The following is a 17579-nucleotide window of genomic DNA, read 5'->3' on the forward strand; positions in this document are numbered from 1 at the left end:
CTACAGCCAAACTTATGATCTTCACAAATTCAAAAACTTTCATGCTCTGGTTGACTACTTTATTGCCCCAATGGTTTTCAGACTATTAACCTAGATTCTACGAAACTTATTTTTCTCTGGATCATTCATTACAAGGTAATTTTGTGTTAACTTCTGATCCCGCATTTTTAATCTAAACAATAATCAGGGAGTTTTATGAAGAAGAATCAAGTGAGTTTACTATCCCCCATCGCATGTGTACTCATGGTGACTGGTTGTGCTACTGTTACCCAAGGCACGCAGCAAGCTATTTCGTTCAAACTTGAGCCACCATCCACCTTGTGTGAAATTACTCGTATCGGCGATGGGAAACTTGGCCGGGTAAGCGCAAGCTCAAATACGATTTATGTTGGTAAAGATAAAGATGACATTATCGTGACATGTAATGCACCTGGATACGAACAATCTACAACAAAAGTAGTAAGTGGTGCGACCGGTGCAGGGGTAACAGGCGTTTTAATTGATTTTGGAATTACAGACATGATCACTGGAGCAATGTACCGCTACCCAGAGGAGGTCACAATTTCTCTAGCCCCCGTCAAATCAGAAACGGCGCATTGAGTGTTGTAGGTTAGACCGTTGGCCAGGTGGAATCTTCTAATATGCATTATACGGATGAAGATTTTAAGTGTTAGGGATCAAGATGCACTTAAATCTAGATCCCTTTTGGCAACTGCACTTCGAGCGATCACCCAAACAAAACCGACAGGTCCCGAGTAGAGCAAACTCGTTTAAAGTCCGCAGTATGATGCCCTCGAACATTCATCACCTGGTTGTGTTCAGCCACTCGGTTGGGTACATACGGGAAACCCTACAAACGGTGCCACCAACCAACAAAAAACCCGACTCTCGGTCGGGTTTCTGTCATTTCAGCCTAAGCTAAAATTATTTGTTCATCACGTACATAGTGACTTCAAAGCCAAAACGCATTTCGGTAGCAGCTGGTTTAGTCCACATGGTGTTTCTCCTTCAAGGGTTAACAATCGATCAAACGTGTGCACAGTATGCGCTTGGCCTTTATTTCTGTTGAGTGCTGTTTTACTTGAATGATGCTCATGATTTTCCGCAGTTGCTGATAAGCATTCAGGTATTAAACCGCTTTTTCAAACACCGCAGCAAAAAAGCCATCCGTACCATGCAGATGTGGCAACAACTTTAGATACTCGCCGGTATCCAGCACAATGTTTTGCTGAGCGAGCACTTCATTTGCAGGAACCAGTTTAAAGTCTGGATGCGCTTGTAGAAATGCTTCGGCAATCGCCTCATTTTCGTCGCGTAACAAACTGCAAGTCGCATAGACCACACGGCCGCCCGCTTTACATAGCTTGGCTGCACGGGCGAGGATATTGGTTTGTTTAACATTCAGTTCGGCCACATCCTGCTCGGTTTGACGCCATTTCAAATCGGGATTTCTTCTTAACGTCCCCAGGCCGCTACACGGAGCATCCACCAGCACGCGGTCAAACTTGCCGTTGAGACGTTTAAGTTTGAGGTCGTTTTCGTTGTTGATGAGTTGTGCTTGCAGGTTGGATAATCCGCTACGCTTGAGGCGTTGACCTAGGTTATTCAGGCGTTTTTCCGAGACATCAAACGCATATAAGCGGCCAGTGTTTTTCATGAGTGCACCCAATGCCAGCGTTTTACCACCAGCGCCAGCACACAGGTCTGCGACCATCTGGCCACGCTTGGGGGCAACCAGGTAACTGAGTAACTGGCTGCCTTCATCCTGCACTTCAATTTTGCCTTCGGTAAACAAGATGTGTTTGCCTATATTCAACCGGGCACCCATACGGATACCAACAGGTGAGTAAGGCGTTGGCGTGATAACGTTATCTTTCACCGTGTTTTCTGCCAGCATGCGTGACAATACTTCTTCGCGGTTGGCCTTGATGGTGTTGACGCGCAAATCCAGGCTGGCCTGTTCGAACATGCTGCGGCAGATGGTCATTGCCTCGGCTTCGCCATACTGGGCGACCAGCTTTTCCCAGAACCAGTCACGTACATCGGCCAATACGGCGGGGGCAAAGCCTTCACTGTTTTTAGCTTTGATGGTGACCGCCCATTCCTTCTGGCGCTCATCGAGCAGGTCCTCAAGGTCGCGTATGCTTTTACCTTCTACCTTGAGCAGCCAGGCAATGATTAATTTGCGCGTATCTTCGTGGTCATCTGGTCCCTCCAGCGTCAGCGTGCTCAGGTAGCGGTATCGGCGGAGTACTCCGTAAGCAGTTTCAGCCACCCAGGCACGATCTTTGGTACCCAACTCGCGGTGCTGGCGGAAAAATTCGCCTAGCCTGGCATCCGCCGGGCTTTCAAATTTGAGCAGGTCATTTAACAGCATCGCCGTCTGGCGCATCAGGGTTTGGTTCATCAGGTTCTTTCAATACTTGCATTATTCGGCGATCAACCGCGTGGCAACTTGTTCAATCACCATGCCGTTTTTCTCCAGTTTTTTGATTTTGACTGGCACAAAGCGGTAATCGCTGGCCAGCCATAAGTCTACTTTTTCATCAGTGTCGCCACGCGTATGGGCAATATGCACGGTCTGGATGGTCTGGTCGGCAATGACCAGGGGTTCTTCACCTTCAAACATATATTCGTACTCTCCCAGCCGGCGGCCGTTTGTCAGCGTGACATGCATTTCCTGCAACGGCGGCACAAACATAAACTGGTACATAAAACTCAGCAAGTCTTGCGTATTGACACGCAAGTCCAACCGCTGCTCGCCCTTACTCGTTTTCAGGGTAATGATATTGGTTTCCCAGTCAAACGTGGCCTCATACGTTTTACTGGCGCGGCTGCCAAACGCATAGCGATAAAAATGCGGCTTTAATCCGCGCGGGCTGATTTCACCCTGACTTTGCTGCTCCAGCGAAGGATACAGCAATTTTAGTAGCCCTTTGCCTTCTACCAGCCAGCGCAGCTTGTAACTGCCTGACTCTTCTCGCACATACTCAATGTTTGCAGTACCTGCTGGACGCTCATCTCCATTGACGAATACGGAAAAGTCAGTACTTACATGCTGGTAAGGCGCAGGTTTAGCGTCTTCCGCCTCGTTCTCGGGATGATCCATTTCATGCCAAGCGGTGATTTCTGCCAACCTTGCCTGCTTTTCTTCTTCACTGATAGCAGATTGCGGCTCAGTGACTTCTGTGTCAGGGACCTGCTCATCCACTGCTGACGCTTCAACCGGCGACGCAGGGCTGGAGGGAGGTGGCTCTGGCGTCTGCACCGGCTCTGGCTTGGCTGCCCTCTGCCTGGCTGGTTTTGGCGTAACCGTTGGGATTGCTAACGATGCAACCGGCGATGACAGTGGCAGTAAACGTGCCTGTAATACCGCTGGCGCCGGCTTCTCATTTACAAACCAGCTACGCCAATCCACCTCGCTAAAGAAGAACACATGTACCAATAACGAAAGGCATAACGCCAGCGCCAATGGCCAGGAAACATGCTGTTGAATCCAGTGTCGCAGGCCGGATGATTGCATCACGCGCTTCCCGATGGGCAAACCCCGTTATTGACCGGTGATACTGGTGATCACCTGCTCCATATGTTTACCATCATCCTTCACTACCAGCTTGACTGGCAGATATCCTTTATCCTTTGCCAGATAGAGGGTCTTCTCACCTTCAGCATCGGTCAATTTAACAACTTTAAATGTACCAGCTTCAGTTTCCAGGGGGGTGCTTTCCTCAGTGACAACAAACGCATGCGGAGAAAGTTTTTTACCGTTTGCAACGGCTAGATTAACCCCTTTTCCCTTCGGCGGTTGCCACATCCAGCAATACATGACACTTAATAAATCCTGGCTACCTTTGGCCAATTTTTCGGTTTCCTGGGCATCTTTAATCTGCATCTTGAGCACTTTTTTGGCCCAGTCAAACTCGCTGATCAAGGTTTTATTGGGATGCTTGGACTGTCGCGACTCAAAACGATCAGGACGCAAAGCATTACTGATAATAAGGCCCTGGCTTGAAAGTGTGCGCTCACCCATGAGCTTGTAAATGCCTTTTCCCTCTGCCAGGGAGTCGATCTGGTAACGGTTGCCCGTGACACTGAGCTGGTCTTCAACGGTAGCGATGCTGACGCCTTGTTGCAGCAAGTCATATTTGAGCGTTAGCTGCTTGGGTGCCGCCGATAACAATGGCGACACCAGCAGCACAATAATCGCCAATCCACTGGCGATGTAATGACGATAGCCCTGCCGACGAAAAAGCAGCATTACACCACCACAGTAGGCGCTTCACCCGCCTGCTGCGCACGAATGTGGCCAATGCGGTAAACCGTTTCCCCTGCCTCGGCCAATACCGACTGAGCCTGCTCAGCATGCTCGGCCGCAACAATCACCGCCATCCCGATACCGCAGTTAAAGGTACGGTACATTTCCAGCGGCTCGATATTGCCTTGTGCCTGCAACCACTGGAACAGTGGTGGCAAGGTCCAGCTAGATTTCTGCACTTCTGCCGTCAGGCCTTGGGGCAATACACGAGGAATATTCTCGGTAATGCCGCCGCCGGTAATATGCGCCATGCCCTTCACAGGCAAGGTTTCCAGCAACTTGAGGATAGACTTTACATATAATTTGGTTGGTGCCATGACCACATCTTTGAATGTGCGACCATGAAAATCAGATTCCATATCAATGCCTGATTTTTCAATCAGTTTACGGATCAGGGAGTAGCCGTTGGAGTGTGCGCCGCTGGACGCCAGGCCTAATACGACGTCCCCTGCCTTGATCGTAGAGCCATCAATAATGTTTGCTTTGTCGACACAACCGACAGCAAAGCCAGCCAAATCATATTCACCGGCTGGGTACATGCCAGGCATTTCGGCAGTTTCACCGCCCACCAGCGCACAGCCAGACTCTTCACAGCCTTGCGCAATGCCCTTGATCACCGCTGCCGCAGTACCCACTTCGAGTTTGCCACAGGCAAAATAATCGAGGAAAAACAGCGGTTCGGCACCTTGCACCAGGATATCGTTGACACTCATGGCGACCAGGTCTATACCCACGGTATCGTGTTTGTTCAACTGGAAAGCCAGTTTGAGTTTGGTACCCACGCCATCAGTCCCGGAAACCAGCACAGGCTCCTTGAATTTTTTGGGCATGGCAAACAGCGAACCAAAACCGCCGATACCGCCCATGACTTCAGGACGTAGCGTGCGTTTGGCAAACGGTTTGATTTGCTCGACCAAGGCATCACCCGCCTCGATATCGACACCGGCATCACGGTAGGTGATAGAAGTTTTATCAGAAGAAGTCGTCAAAGTACTCTCGTTTCTTTCAATGCGATTAATCAGGTGAACGGCTGTAAACAGCGCCGATGTTTGCAACAAAGCGCGATACAGCGTTGAAATTCAGTATAATTTTAAAATAATCATTATTTTAACGCATCTTGCCACTTCGACCTATGCCGGATTGCGGATGTGTGTGACAGGTGCCCATGTCTGACCAAGATCATCAGAAGTCTATTGCAACGCAGTTTGTCAGTGACCATCGCTGGTGGATCGTGACCGCTGTCGTCATCTACCTGTTTTACTTACTTGAACCTATCCTGACCCCTTTTCTGGCGGCGGCTGTCATTGCCTACATGCTGGACCCATTGGTCGACAAATTAAGCGAAGTGGGCTACGGCAACCGGCAAGTCGGTCGCACTTTGGCAACCTTGCTGGTCATGACTGGCGTGATCCTGGTCGTCACTGGCTTGCTGCTGATCATCATCCCCCTGCTGCAACAACAATCCACCCTGATTGCCCAACGCCTGCCACTGTTATTGGATCACTTTCACCAGCAAGTCGAGCCCTGGCTGTTGCAACAATTTGGTATCCGCCTAAATATTGACCGCACCGACATACAGAAACTGATTAGCGAGCACTGGCAAACTGCTGGCGGCATGATAGGCAACGTGCTGCTGAGTGCCGGGCAAAAAGGATTGAGCCTGATCGGCATGCTTGCCAACATATTGTTGCTACCTGTAGTCCTGTTTTACTTCCTGCGCGACTGGGATGCCATGATGGCCGAAATCGGTGACCTGATTCCGCGTAACTGGATAGGCCGAGTAAAGACGCTCTGCCGGGACATCGACAGTGTGGTGGCTGAATTTTTACGCGGGCAGTTATCAGTCATGCTCTCGTTATGCGTGTTTTACAGTATTGGCTTGTGGCTGGTGGGCCTGGACATGGCCCTTTCCATTGGCATGATTGCCGGGCTACTCAGTTTTGTGCCCTACCTCGGTTTTGCGCTGGCTTTTATCATGGCTGTATTGCTGGCTTTGCTGCAATTCGCCTCCTTACCTGAAGTGATTCCAGTGTTGCTGGTATTCGGAGTGGGGCAATTCGTTGAAAGTTTTTTCCTGACACCTATCCTGGTCGGTGACCGTATCGGTTTACATCCTGTGTTGGTCATTCTGGCTTTAATGGCTGGCGGGCAACTGTTTGGGTTTGCCGGCGTATTGCTGGCACTACCGGTCAGCGCGGCCATTGCTGTGGGTGTTCGCCACACCAAACAAAGCTATTTGCGTAGCGAGGCATATTTAAGCAGCCAACCTCAAATCATCCAAACGCTGGATGAATGACTGCCTGAAGACTAGAAATTAACGCTGTGAAACAACTGTTACTGAATATCCAACCGCCTGCTGCGCCAGGCTTCGATAACTTTATACCCGGCCAGAACCAGGAGGCGCTAGCAAGCTTGCAAGACGTGCTATCCGGCGTTGCCACCACACACTTTATTTATCTGTGGGGCGAGCCTGGCAGTGGCAAAAGTCACCTGCTGCTTGCCGCACAGGCCATGGGGGCGCATATTGCAGATGATGTGCATACACTGGATGAAGAATCACAAATCATCCTGTTTGATACCTACAACCAGATCAAGGCCGAAGGCGGCATGTTGGTCACGGCTGGCAGCCACGCGCCCACTCAAATGGACTTGCGTGACGACCTGGCCACCCGGCTGGCCTGGGGGCTGGTTTACCAATTACATCCCTTGAGTGATGACGAAAAAGCCGATGCACTGCGTGCCCATGCCCGCGAGCGCGGCATGAAGTTACCAGACGAAGTGATTGCTTACTGCCTGCGCTATTTGCGCCGCGATTTGCCCACCTTGATGGCAGTGCTGGAGGCGCTCGATGAATGGTCGCTGACAACCAAGAAAGCCATCACACTGCAATCACTGAGGAAAATGCTGCAGGACTCCCTATAAAACTTTTCGTTTACTCACTGCCAAAACTGTAACGGTTCTTACCATTCTTTTTCGATTCATACATGGCTTTATCTGCTACATGCAACAGCTGTTTGACGTTCTTTCCATGATGCGGGTATTCGGCAATGCCAATGCTGACACCGATTTCCAGCGGAATACCATTGACTATCACCGGCTGCGCAAATAACTGTATGAGGCGATGCGCCAACTGCGTCAACTCCAGCCGATGCAAATAGCTGCTGACGACCAACACAAATTCGTCTCCCCCCTGGCGCGCCAGAAAGTCAGATTGCCTGAGTATTTTTTTAAACATATTTGCCACCTCTATCAGCAAGGCATCGCCCAGCTCATGGCCATAGGCATCATTCACTTGCTTGAACCCATCCAGGTCCATAAAAAAGACCGCGAACTGTTTGGAGCCTATCCTGGCTAATTCGTAAGTATTTTCCAGATAAACATTCACACTACGGCGATTGGGCAAACCAGTCAGCAAATCATGATCAGCCTGATGACTAAGCTGTTTCGCCACGGCCTGATTTTCGATGACTTGCCCCAGCAAGTTGGTGGTGTTGAGATAAGAAAACACCAAGACGCTGATAATCACAATACCCAATATAATTGCTACAGTGACCGACACCACAATACGATTGCGAATCGCTTGCTCAAACCCTTGACGCTGCATAATCAACTGCTCATCGATCTGCGCCAGATGCCCATCAATCAGCTTCATTAACTCACGTCCGCGATCCCTACTCAATGATAGATGCGGAGCATATTCGCCTGCATGGATCTGCACCTGCACACTTTTATCCATCATATTAAATTTCTGCTGTACCAGGTGCTTGATTTTTGTCAGCAATGATCTCGTGGCCGAGTCAATCGCCCAACCATTTTCGAGCTGGGCAATGGCTTGCGAAGCCTCATCACGTCCTCGTTCAAGTGTGTCCAGAAATAAGACATGTCCCGTCAGCAAATATCCACGCTGCCCATTCTCAGCGTTTGTGATGGCCTTGCTTAGCGCCACCAACTGATAGCGCTGCCTATCGACCAGATCCTTTTTCTCTGAATAATCCACCAGCTGATACATGGCAACAAAAAGCCCCATCATTGAGACGCACAATAATGCGGAAGCAATGATTAACGGGATAAGTATTCGTCGCTTGTAGTTAAACATACGAGTTTATATCGTCATTTTTTTGCGTAGATTCAATCAAAGCAGAATAAATCCATGATACGACCAGTCTGAATATAATAAAATACAGTTTTGATAGATAACCACTATCCAACATGCTCAGAATAACTGAAATCAAACTGCCGATCGAGCTTGCCGACACGCTCAAACATCAAGACGAGCAGATCAAAGCTGCGATCCTCAAACGCCTGGAAATTCCTGAAACGGATTTACTCCGCTTTGAGATTTTCAAGCGCGGCGTGGATGCACGTAAATCCCATGCGATTCTTTATGTATACAACCTTGACGTAGAGGTCAAAAACGAAGCCAAGCTATTGGCACGCTTTAAAAAAGACCCTCACATCAAACCAGCACCTGATACCCGCTATCATTTTGTCGCGCGCCAACCAGCAATCAAATCCCGCAGACCCGTCGTGATCGGCTTTGGACCGGCCGGTATTTTTGCCGCGCTAATTCTTGCTCAGGCCGGATTCAATCCCATTGTGCTTGAACGTGGCAAAGAAGTACGCAAACGTACCAAAGACACCTGGGGGCTCTGGCGCAAACGCACGCTAAACCCTGAATCCAATGTGCAATTTGGCGAAGGCGGTGCAGGCACTTTCTCGGATGGCAAACTCTACAGTCAGATCAAAGATCCCAAGCATTACGGCCGTAAGGTTTTACAGGAATTCGTCAAGGCGGGAGCGCCAGAAGAAATTCTTTACGTCAGCCATCCACATATTGGTACATTCCGTTTGGTCGGCATGGTTGAAGAAATGCGTAACACCATTATCAGCCTGGGCGGTGAGATTCGCTTTGAAAGCCGGGTGACGGACATTGCCATCGAAAACAACCAGGTGCAGGGCGTCACGCTACATAGCGGTGAGTTTATCCCGACCAATCATGTGGTACTTGCGGTAGGCCACAGCGCGCGCGACACCTTTGAAATGGTGCATGAAAAAGGCATTTATGTCGAAGCCAAACCGTTCTCAATCGGCTTCCGTATCGAGCACCCACAAAGCCTGATAGACCGTGCCCGCTATGGTAAAAGTTATAGCGATGACATTCTTAAAAAACTCGGAGCAGCGGATTACAGGCTGGTGCATCACGCACGAAATGGCCGTAGCGTGTATAGTTTTTGCATGTGCCCGGGCGGTACCGTGGTTGCCGCCACTTCTGAGCCAAACCGAGTGGTGACCAACGGCATGAGCCAATATAGCCGCAACGAGCGGAATGCGAATGCCGGGATTGTGGTCGGCATTACGCCTGAAGTTGACTACCCGGGTCATCCTCTCGCCGGCGTCGAATTCCAGCGCCAGCTGGAAAGCCAGGCCTATGTGCTGGGGGGTAGCAACTATTCCGCCCCCGGCCAATTGATTGGCGACTTTCTAGCCAACCGGCCATCCACGCAATTCGGCGAAGTACAACCTTCCTATACGCCAGGCGTCCATTTGACCAATCTGGATACCGCACTGCCAGAATTCGCCATTACCGCCATGCGCGAAGCGATTCCAGCCTTTGCCAAACAGGTGCCAGGATTTGACCTCGCAGATGGCGTATTGACCGGCGTAGAAACCCGCACCTCCAGCCCGATCCGCATCAAACGCGACGACGCCACACTGCAAAGTATCAACACCAAAGGACTGTTTCCCTGCGGTGAGGGCGCTGGCTATGCCGGGGGCATTCTGTCAGCCGCGGTGGATGGCATTAAAGTGGCAGAAGCTGTTTCGCTATCACTCACTTCCTGACTAGGGCTCCGAAATAGTCCCCATAAAAAAACCTGCCTAAGCAGGTTTTTTTATGGGGATGCCATCTATTGACGAATCAGGTAATCAAAAGCTCCCAGTGCTGCATTTGACCCTTCCCCCATCGCAATGATGATCTGTTTGTAGGGAATCGTCGTCACATCCCCTGCCGCAAATACGCCCGGTAACGAGGTGGCATTGTGGTGGTTAATTTCAATTTCACCATATTTGCTCAGGTCTAAGGTGCCTTTCAACCAGTCACTGTTGGGTACCAGGCCAATCTGGATAAACACGCCTTCCAGTGCCACATGCTTGCTTTCACCAGAGACACGGTCCGTATAAGTCAAGCCATTCACACGTGTGCCGTCACCAGTAATTTCGGTCGTTTGGGCGCTGGTCAAAATCGTCACGTTTTCCAGTGAGCGCAATTTGCGTTGCAACACCGCATCAGCTTTCAGTTCAGTATCAAACTGCAGCAAGGTGACATGCCCAACCACACCAGCGAGGTCAATTGCGGCTTCCACACCGGAGTTACCACCACCAATCACTGCGACATGCTTGCCTTTAAACAACGGACCATCGCAGTGCGGGCAGTAAGCCACACCTTTGTTTTTATACTCGCTCTCACCAGGCACGTTAAGGTTTTTCCAACGTGCACCAGTGGCCAGAATCACTGACTTGCTGCGCAGGGTCGCACCGCTTTCAAGTTTCACCTCGATCAACCCGGCATGTTTGTTGTCAGCTTTAGCGGGTTCGGCCAGACCCACCGCGCGTTGCAAAGGCATGATATCCACATCATAGGTTTTGACGTGCTCTTCCAAAGCAGCCACCAGTTTTGGCCCGTCAGTTTCTTTGACAGAAATAAAGTTTTCAATCGCCAGGGTATCGTTGACCTGACCACCAAAACGTTCCGCCACAATCCCGGTACGTATGCCTTTACGCGCTGCGTAAATTGCAGCAGAAGCACCTGCAGGACCGCCACCCACCACGAGCACATCAAATGGCTCCCTGGCATTGAGTTTTTCGGCCTCTTTTGCCACTGCCCCAGTATCCACTTTGGCCAGAATTTCTTCCACCAGCATACGGCCAGACGCGAACGTCTCGCCATTGAGGAAAGTCGCTGGTACCGCCATGATATTGCGCTCATTGACTTCGTCCTGAAACAGCGCGCCGTCAATCACTGTCGTATTGATACGTGGGTTAAACACAGTCATCAATGTCGTTGCCTGCACCACATCCGGGCAGTTGTGGCAAGACAAGCTCATATAGACTTCAAAATTCAAATCGCTATCCAGCGCCTTGATCTGGTCAAGCACATCCTGCTCCACTTTTGGTGGATGGCCGCCGGTCCACAACAAGGCCAGTACCAATGAAGTGAACTCATGGCCTAGCGGAATCGCCGCGAAACGCACACCATGGGTTTCGCCTTCTTTGGCAATCACGAATGAAGGTTTGCGTGCATCATCGCCAGTCTCGTCCAGGCTGACCTTGTCAGACAAGGCGGCAATTTCTTGCAACAGTTCACGCATTTCAGCGGCGCGTTCGCTACCATCAAGCGAAGCAATCAAACGGATAGGTTGGCGCAGCATGCCTAGGTAGGTTTGCAACTGGGCCTTTAAGGTGTCATCTAACATATTCATTCTCCAAAATCACGGCTGGTGCATTTCTTCAGGCAACAACACGCCGTGGCCATCATGCATGGCAATCAAAAAAGGTTGGGGGAAACTCGCTCAGGGAAAACCACAGTGACAACACATCCACTATGTGACTTTTCCTGAGCGCCCTGCTGGCGCAGGGCGTTGCTCATACCAATCTCAACGAGATTAGATCTTGCCTACCAAGTCCAAAGATGGAGTCAAGGTTTTTGCACCTTCGTTCCACTTGGCTGGGCACACCTGGCCTGGGTTAGCAGCGGTGTATTGCGCAGCCTTCAATTTGCGCAAGGTTTCTTTTACATCACGGGCGATTTCGTTGCTGTGTACTTCAACAGTCTTGATCACGCCGTCTGGGTTGATCACGAAGGTACCGCGTAATGCCAAACCTTCTTCATCAATATGCACGTCAAAAGCACGTGTCAATTGGTGAGTTGGATCGCCAACCAGTGGGAATTTTGCCTTGCCTACTGCAGGTGAAGTCTCGTGCCAAACCTTGTGGGAGAAGTGGGTATCGGTGGTCACGATGTACACTTCAGCACCAGCCTTCTGGAATTCTGCGTAGTTATCAGCCGCATCTTCAACTTCTGTTGGGCAGTTGAAAGTGAACGCTGCCGGCATGAAAATCAACACTGACCATTTGCCTTTCAAAGACTCGTCAGTGACTTCGATAAATTTACCGTTGTGGAATGCTTGCGCCTTGAATGGTTGTACTTGTGTGTTAATCAATGACATGTAGTTCTCCTTTATGATTCATAAAACACGGGTTAATTAAAGATTTGCTGTGTTTCCACAGCGAATGGATGCATTTTAAGCATACACATATTATATGTAAAATTGATTATTTTAATTTTATTGATAAATATTATTAATCAATAAAGCCATCCGTTAAAATCAGGCCGAGACCGTCACCTGTCCATGGCCTTCATAGCCCAGATTATCCTGCCAGTTTACCGCAATCACATCACCAGCCTTGGCGTCTTTGAGGTAAAAGGTGAAATAAGGGTTACGCGAAATACCGGTGCCGGTTTGTGCATCAACAACCACCTGCCCGTTGAGTACCACCTGCATGAGCTGCATAAAATGCGCAGGCATCAGCTGACCATCATCGTTTTTACTACGGCCAGTACGCATGGGATGCAGAATAATGATCTTTAGTTCAGTGATGTTTTTGCCCAAGGAGCCGTCTTCCAATATGCGTGCCCGCATTTTCATACTGGTGGCAAAGGGTTCTTCACGTTCGCTACCGGCGCAGCCATCTTCCAGCACAATCACCTGCCTGCGCTGTTGCTGAAGCTGGCCATTTACCTGCTGCAGCAAGGCAATCACTTCGCCTGATTGCGCCAGTTTGACACGTGTCACCACTTTAGGTAGCACCTGCTTACCCAACTCAAAACTGGCAATCAACGGGGTTGGATTTGCGTCCGCCAGCAAGCGCAAACTACGCACACTGCCTGCTGGCTGATGACTGGTCAGTTCGACTTGTACGACCGCCCCATTTTCCGCCTTTTGCGGTGCTTCGATCTGCAAATCAGCTGAAACAGGCACTGCTGTCGCTTTGAGCGCCGCCATCACCTGATCGGTTTGCTTGGCCTCAAAGGCTTGCCTAAACCAGGTTGCAGCCTCCAGCTTGCGCGAGACCAGCCACAATGGCATGGCTGCAAACGCCAAGCCAGCCTTTAACCACATCCGTCGTTTCACCCATGGCCTGAGATCATCATCCATTTTTATCATCGCCTTGCTCCAACTTGAGTTGCTGCCTGAGTGTTTTCAGCCGCGCTTCTACCTTGGATTGCAGATAGAAATCACCATCTTTTGCTTTGCTGGCAATCTCAAACTGGTCGATCGCCCGCGGCAAATCATATTTGCGCACATAGCTTTCACCCAGTGCCTGGTGGCGCAGCATTTGTTTGCCTTGCCCCTGGTAGGCTGCTGCCAGCCAATCCCAAAGTTTGGGGTCATCAGGAAAAGCTTCCAGTTGCTTTTGAATAAACGTCACCGCTTGCGGCCACTGGTTGCTGCGAATCAGCAGCTCCGCCTCCCCCTGGGCAAGAATGCGGTGTTTAGGATATTGTTGGAGACCTTGTACAAATTGTGTCTGCGCTTGTGCCACCTGACCCAATTTGGCCAACGTCAATCCTTTAAGCGTCACCAGGTAAGGATTATTCATGCCATGTTGCACTAGCCAGTCCACTTCCACCTGCGCATTTTTAGCCTGATTTGACCGCAGAAAGGCATAAGCCAACCCGTAATGCTCAGCGATTTCATTCTGAAAACGGCCTTCACTAATGTTGTTTTGGAACTCTTCCACCATTTGCGATGGCGCCCCTTGGAAAGCGCGTATTTTTGCCCGCATCAGGAAAAACGTCAGACTCTCATTGATCTGCTTGTAAGGCAGGTTTTGCACACGGTTACCGATATCCGCAATCCGCTCACTGGTGAGTGGGTGGGTGCGCAAATAACTGGGCATATTACCGCCATCTGAAAAGCGGGTTGCGCGTTGCATGGTGGTGAAAAAGGCTGGCATGGCACGCACATCAAAACCAGCGTCCTGCAATATGGTCAAGCCGACCCGGTCTGCCTCACGTTCATGTTCACGCGTGTAATCCAATTGCTTTTGAATCCCCGCCGCCGAGGCGGCAGTCATAGCCCCCATCCCCACCTGCGGATTGGAGCGAGCAATCAACAGCGCCAGCGCCGTGGCCGCAATATTTTTGAACATATCGTATTTTTGCGACGCCAGCATACGTGCCAAATGGTGCTGGGTCACATGGCCGATTTCATGGCCGAGCACACTGGCCAGCTCTGACTCACTGTTGGCCGCCATAAACAAACCCGTATGTACGCCAATCACGCCGCCTGGCATGGCAAACGCGTTAATGCTCTTATCCTGCACCACAAAAAAGTAAAATTTTTGCTGTTTGTCCGGGCTACTTTCGCCCAATCGCGTGCCCAGTGCTCGCAAATAATCGGTCACCTCTGCATCATCCAGCACATCCTCACTGGTGGCGACCTGCTTGAGTATCTGATTGGCAATTTTTTCCTCATCCCGCAGTGACAACACTGTTTGCGAGGCGTCACCCAACTCAGGCAACTGGTTGGAAGAATCAGCTGGCAAGTTCAGGTCCAAATCCGGCTCGTAAGGCTTACCGGAAAACACGCCTGTGGCATTATTGGCCAGCAATCCCTGTGAGGGCGTCAACAACAAGCCGCACACAAGCAACCCGCGCATGACGCAGCGAGCACCTGATGCATAAGCATGTTTAGTCTTATTAAAAACCATGAAGTTAAGCGTTTGCAATTGGTGGCCTGATGACAGGCCTAACACAGTGACCCAAACTTGTTATGATAACGGCTTAATCGCTTGAGTTCATCCTTTTAAAGCTACCCTTATGACAAAACCAACTTCAGGCCTGACCCATTTCAATGCCCAAGGCCATGCGCATATGGTCGATATCGGCGACAAAGCCCATACCAAACGTGTCGCTATCGCCGAAGGCCGCATCACCATGCAATCAGCCACCTTGCAAACGATCCTGCAAGGCAACGCTAAAAAAGGCGACGTGCTGGGCATTGCCCGCATTGCCGCCATCCAGGCCAGCAAAAAAACCAGCGACCTGATTCCACTCTGCCACCCACTCAGCCTAAGCCGTGTAGATGTCAGTTTTATGGCGGATGAGGCTCAACACAGTATCACCTGCCGCGTGCAATGTGAAACCACCGGTCAAACCGGGGTGGAAATGGAGGCGTTAACTGCTGTGCAGGTTGGCCTGCTGACGATTTACGATATGTGTAAAGCGATTGATAGAGGTATGACAATACAAAGTGTTCGCGTACTGGGAAAACATGGTGGGAAGAGTGGGGACTGGGTGGCAAATGACTAAATTAAATATCGAATTTTAACGGCAGATTTATTTCGCCTTTAGGCGAGTTACTTTCTGTTGCTTGCCCCACAGAAAGTAACCAAAGAAGAGGGCACCCAGCCATCACGGCCTTCGGCTCCCTTGCGTTACTCAACAAAGTGGGCGGCCATCGAAACTCGCCCTAGCGGCTTGCAAAGAACGCAAGCCACCGCGGAACTCAAACAGCCGATGGCCGAACCCTCCCACTTCGTTTCCGCTACTCAGCGTGATGGGATGGGATTTATCTCGCCAAACTCACACTCCTGAAGTTGGACCTTTGAAAAAAACTATTCCTTTCTTCAATTCGCAAAAGGCGGCGCTCATGGTTTTTTTGGGCCCCTATTTGACGCGCCGAGTAGCGCAGGCAAAATAAGATGAAGCGAGCGGCTGTCCGAATCCCGCGGTGGCCTGCGTCCTGTGCAGGCCACTAGGATGAGTTTCGCGAGCGCTTATTTTGATGAGCAACGCAGGAAACAAGCGGAAGCTAGGGTGCATTTCTTTTGGTTACTTTATCTTTGTGCAAGCAAAGAAAAGTAACTCGCCGAGGGGCGAAAAAGAACATCACAGAGAACAAGAAACCATCCGCGTGAGCATACATTTCCACCCTACAACTTCCCAAAGAAAGATTTATACTGAGTAGCAAGTGCAACACTCGCTCTGATGTTTTAGCAAGGTTAGCATTAACCTCGCCTAGATTCCCGCCTCTGCCGGAATGACAACATTACAAGTGCGTAACCCCACAAAATCACGGAGACAGGTGGAGTAGTGCCTGAAAATAAAAGAATAACCTTCTCGACTTAAGCCAACAACACTGCAATCCGCCGCGCGCATTCTGGCGCCATGGTCACTCCATAACGGAAATGCCCTGTGTTCAAATACAGGTTTTCGATATTTGGGTGTCGGCCTATTGTAGGAATATTATGTGGCGTCCCCGGCCGCAGCCCGCTCCAGTGCTTGATAATCGGCTGCCCTTTCAGCGCAGGTAAAAGGGTTTCAGCCTTTCTCAGCATTTCTTGCCGCATGCTCTCGGTCACGCCGGTATCAAAACCGACATCTTCCAAACTACTGCCAGCCAGCAAGTGCCCATCGCGTCGCTGCAACATATAAAACCCATCGCGATACAGAATATTTGGGAGCAACCCTGGTGGCATTTGGTATAACAGCATTTGTCCACGCATGGGCTTGATATCGAGGCTTAGGGCCGTTTGCTTGAGCAGCTCAAAACTCCAGGCACCAGAAGTGACCACAAACGCGTCAGCAGCTAGGCTTTCACCATTGGTCGTTTGCCAGTGCTTGATGGCGGATGCGCCTTCTTGCAGCGGCATGAGCTGCGTCTGTTCGCGTAGCGTCACACCATATTTGATCAGCCAGGCCTTGAGCGATTGCAGTAATCTAGGATTACGGATTTGCACCACTTCTGGAATCAATAGGTATTGTCCCTGCTGTATGACTTCCAGACCAAAACGCTGGCACCATTCTATGGCTTGCTGGCGATCAAATGGCGGCTGGATCAGCATGCCATTACGGGTACATTCAGGGTCTATGCCGGTTTCGGCAAAGAGTTCGGCACTAACCGCCGGATAAGCACGTGCCCCGGCAAGGGCGAGTTCGTTGACCACATCCTGATAAAACCAGGGCAAGAGTGGGAAGGCAATGCCTGCCCCCGCCCAAGAGGATTCGCCTGAGGTTTGGGCCGCGACGATGTTACGTTCTACCAGTGTGACCGTGTGGCCTTGCTTGCGTAATTGCATGGCGGTGAGGCATCCGACGATACCCCCACCAACCACAATGACTGATCTGTTAGCCATACCTGTTTTCTGAGAGGATTGAGCGCCTGGCAGAAAAACTCTGCCATAACCTGAGGTCGTATTC

At 50.4% G+C, this 17579-nt stretch carries 16 protein-coding genes; 5 read left to right on the forward strand and 11 right to left on the reverse strand.

Going from position 1 to position 17579, the window contains the following annotated elements; translation table 11 throughout:
- Window positions 1–195 precede the first annotated feature (195 nt).
- Window positions 196–600 carry a hypothetical protein gene (locus tag ACJ67_RS13215; RefSeq protein WP_049639469.1) on the forward strand — a complete coding sequence of 135 codons (405 nt, stop codon included), beginning with the start codon at window positions 196–198 and terminating at the stop codon, window positions 598–600.
- Between the two features lie 324 nt (window positions 601–924).
- On the opposite strand, the gene pqqA is transcribed toward ACJ67_RS13215, so the two are convergent.
- The 5 genes from pqqA to purM all read right to left on the reverse strand — a co-directional run bounded on the left by pqqA (window position 925) and on the right by purM (window position 5304).
- The gene (gene pqqA, locus ACJ67_RS15140; RefSeq protein WP_081624291.1) at window positions 925–996 is read right to left on the reverse strand and encodes a pyrroloquinoline quinone precursor peptide PqqA; all 72 of its coding nucleotides are present in this window, start codon (window positions 994–996) and stop codon (window positions 925–927) included.
- A gap of 133 nt (window positions 997–1129) precedes the next feature.
- On the reverse strand, window positions 1130–2407 hold the full coding sequence (locus ACJ67_RS13220; RefSeq protein ID WP_049639470.1) for an RsmB/NOP family class I SAM-dependent RNA methyltransferase: 1278 nt from the start codon (window positions 2405–2407) through the stop codon (window positions 1130–1132).
- Window positions 2408–2428: 21 nt separating this feature from the next.
- The gene (locus tag ACJ67_RS13225) at window positions 2429–3523 is read right to left on the reverse strand and encodes a DUF3108 domain-containing protein (protein WP_049639471.1); all 1095 of its coding nucleotides are present in this window, start codon (window positions 3521–3523) and stop codon (window positions 2429–2431) included.
- Between the two features lie 27 nt (window positions 3524–3550).
- Complete coding sequence (locus ACJ67_RS13230) at window positions 3551–4258, reverse strand: DUF3108 domain-containing protein (RefSeq protein WP_049639472.1); 708 nt, start codon at window positions 4256–4258, stop codon at window positions 3551–3553.
- The gene (gene purM, locus ACJ67_RS13235) at window positions 4258–5304 is read right to left on the reverse strand and encodes a phosphoribosylformylglycinamidine cyclo-ligase (RefSeq protein WP_049639955.1); all 1047 of its coding nucleotides are present in this window, start codon (window positions 5302–5304) and stop codon (window positions 4258–4260) included. Before purM ends, ACJ67_RS13230 begins: the two co-directional genes overlap by 1 nt.
- Before the next feature lie 176 nt (window positions 5305–5480).
- Between purM and ACJ67_RS13240 the strand changes: the two genes are divergently transcribed.
- Together ACJ67_RS13240 and ACJ67_RS13245 are read left to right on the forward strand one after the other, a co-directional pair.
- Window positions 5481–6611 carry an AI-2E family transporter gene (locus ACJ67_RS13240; RefSeq protein ID WP_049639473.1) on the forward strand — a complete coding sequence of 377 codons (1131 nt, stop codon included), beginning with the start codon at window positions 5481–5483 and terminating at the stop codon, window positions 6609–6611.
- A 26-nt stretch (window positions 6612–6637) separates the two neighbouring features.
- Window positions 6638–7237: a DnaA ATPase domain-containing protein gene (locus ACJ67_RS13245; RefSeq protein ID WP_049639474.1), complete on the forward strand. Its 600-nt coding sequence runs from the start codon at window positions 6638–6640 to the stop codon at window positions 7235–7237.
- Between the two features lie 10 nt (window positions 7238–7247).
- On the opposite strand, the gene ACJ67_RS13250 is transcribed toward ACJ67_RS13245, so the two are convergent.
- The gene (locus tag ACJ67_RS13250; protein WP_049639475.1) at window positions 7248–8345 is read right to left on the reverse strand and encodes a diguanylate cyclase domain-containing protein; all 1098 of its coding nucleotides are present in this window, start codon (window positions 8343–8345) and stop codon (window positions 7248–7250) included.
- Between the two features lie 179 nt (window positions 8346–8524).
- On the opposite strand from ACJ67_RS13250, the gene ACJ67_RS13255 reads away from it, so the two are divergent.
- Window positions 8525–10156 carry an NAD(P)/FAD-dependent oxidoreductase gene (locus ACJ67_RS13255; protein ID WP_049639476.1) on the forward strand — a complete coding sequence of 544 codons (1632 nt, stop codon included), beginning with the start codon at window positions 8525–8527 and terminating at the stop codon, window positions 10154–10156.
- Between the two features lie 65 nt (window positions 10157–10221).
- On the opposite strand, the gene ahpF is transcribed toward ACJ67_RS13255, so the two are convergent.
- From ahpF to ACJ67_RS13275, 4 genes are all read right to left on the reverse strand, one after another.
- Window positions 10222–11787 carry an alkyl hydroperoxide reductase subunit F gene (gene ahpF / locus ACJ67_RS13260; RefSeq protein WP_049639477.1) on the reverse strand — a complete coding sequence of 522 codons (1566 nt, stop codon included), beginning with the start codon at window positions 11785–11787 and terminating at the stop codon, window positions 10222–10224.
- Between the two features lie 189 nt (window positions 11788–11976).
- Entirely contained in the window at window positions 11977–12540 is a 564-nt protein-coding gene (ahpC, locus tag ACJ67_RS13265) for an alkyl hydroperoxide reductase subunit C (RefSeq protein WP_018987528.1), read from the reverse strand.
- 159 nt (window positions 12541–12699) lie between these two features.
- Window positions 12700–13539, reverse strand: a complete 840-nt coding sequence (gene soxZ / locus ACJ67_RS13270) for a thiosulfate oxidation carrier complex protein SoxZ (RefSeq protein ID WP_231587187.1) — start codon at window positions 13537–13539, stop codon at window positions 12700–12702.
- A complete protein-coding gene (locus tag ACJ67_RS13275) occupies window positions 13523–15037 on the reverse strand; it encodes a M48 family metalloprotease (RefSeq protein ID WP_231587188.1) in 1515 nt (504 codons plus the stop codon). The genes soxZ and ACJ67_RS13275 overlap by 17 nt, the downstream gene beginning before the upstream one ends.
- Before the next feature lie 160 nt (window positions 15038–15197).
- Here ACJ67_RS13275 and moaC point away from each other — a divergent pair, with 160 nt between their 5' ends.
- Window positions 15198–15689, forward strand: a complete 492-nt coding sequence (gene moaC, locus ACJ67_RS13280; protein ID WP_049639479.1) for a cyclic pyranopterin monophosphate synthase MoaC — start codon at window positions 15198–15200, stop codon at window positions 15687–15689.
- An 815-nt stretch (window positions 15690–16504) separates the two neighbouring features.
- Here moaC and ACJ67_RS13285 read toward each other — a convergent pair.
- Window positions 16505–17515, reverse strand: coding sequence for an FAD-binding oxidoreductase (locus ACJ67_RS13285; protein WP_049639480.1), 1011 nt, complete (start codon window positions 17513–17515; stop codon window positions 16505–16507).
- Window positions 17516–17579 lie beyond the last annotated feature (64 nt).

This window comes from Methylophilus sp. TWE2 (assembly GCF_001183865.1).
In the GTDB taxonomy this organism is placed as follows: domain Bacteria; phylum Pseudomonadota; class Gammaproteobacteria; order Burkholderiales; family Methylophilaceae; genus Methylophilus.

Excerpts from the sequence above, each read along its gene's own strand:
- ACJ67_RS13275 (WP_231587188.1), bottom strand. The coding sequence starts at position 15,037 with ATGCGCGGGTTGCTTGTGTGCGGCTTGTTGTTGACGCCCTCACAGGGA.
- ACJ67_RS13215 (WP_049639469.1), top strand. The coding sequence starts at position 196 with ATGAAGAAGAATCAAGTGAGTTTACTATCCCCCATCGCATGTGTACTC.
- ahpF (WP_049639477.1), bottom strand. The coding sequence starts at position 11,787 with ATGTTAGATGACACCTTAAAGGCCCAGTTGCAAACCTACCTAGGCATG.
- ACJ67_RS13250 (WP_049639475.1), bottom strand. The coding sequence starts at position 8,345 with ATGATGGGGCTTTTTGTTGCCATGTATCAGCTGGTGGATTATTCAGAG.
- soxZ (WP_231587187.1), bottom strand. The coding sequence starts at position 13,539 with ATGATAAAAATGGATGATGATCTCAGGCCATGGGTGAAACGACGGATG.
- ACJ67_RS13285 (WP_049639480.1), bottom strand. The coding sequence starts at position 17,515 with ATGGCTAACAGATCAGTCATTGTGGTTGGTGGGGGTATCGTCGGATGC.
- moaC (WP_049639479.1), top strand. The coding sequence starts at position 15,198 with ATGACAAAACCAACTTCAGGCCTGACCCATTTCAATGCCCAAGGCCAT.
- ACJ67_RS13230 (WP_049639472.1), bottom strand. The coding sequence starts at position 4,258 with ATGCTGCTTTTTCGTCGGCAGGGCTATCGTCATTACATCGCCAGTGGA.
- ACJ67_RS13225 (WP_049639471.1), bottom strand. The coding sequence starts at position 3,523 with ATGCAATCATCCGGCCTGCGACACTGGATTCAACAGCATGTTTCCTGG.
- ACJ67_RS13255 (WP_049639476.1), top strand. The coding sequence starts at position 8,525 with ATGCTCAGAATAACTGAAATCAAACTGCCGATCGAGCTTGCCGACACG.
- ACJ67_RS13220 (WP_049639470.1), bottom strand. The coding sequence starts at position 2,407 with ATGAACCAAACCCTGATGCGCCAGACGGCGATGCTGTTAAATGACCTG.
- ahpC (WP_018987528.1), bottom strand. The coding sequence starts at position 12,540 with ATGTCATTGATTAACACACAAGTACAACCATTCAAGGCGCAAGCATTC.
- ACJ67_RS13240 (WP_049639473.1), top strand. The coding sequence starts at position 5,481 with ATGTCTGACCAAGATCATCAGAAGTCTATTGCAACGCAGTTTGTCAGT.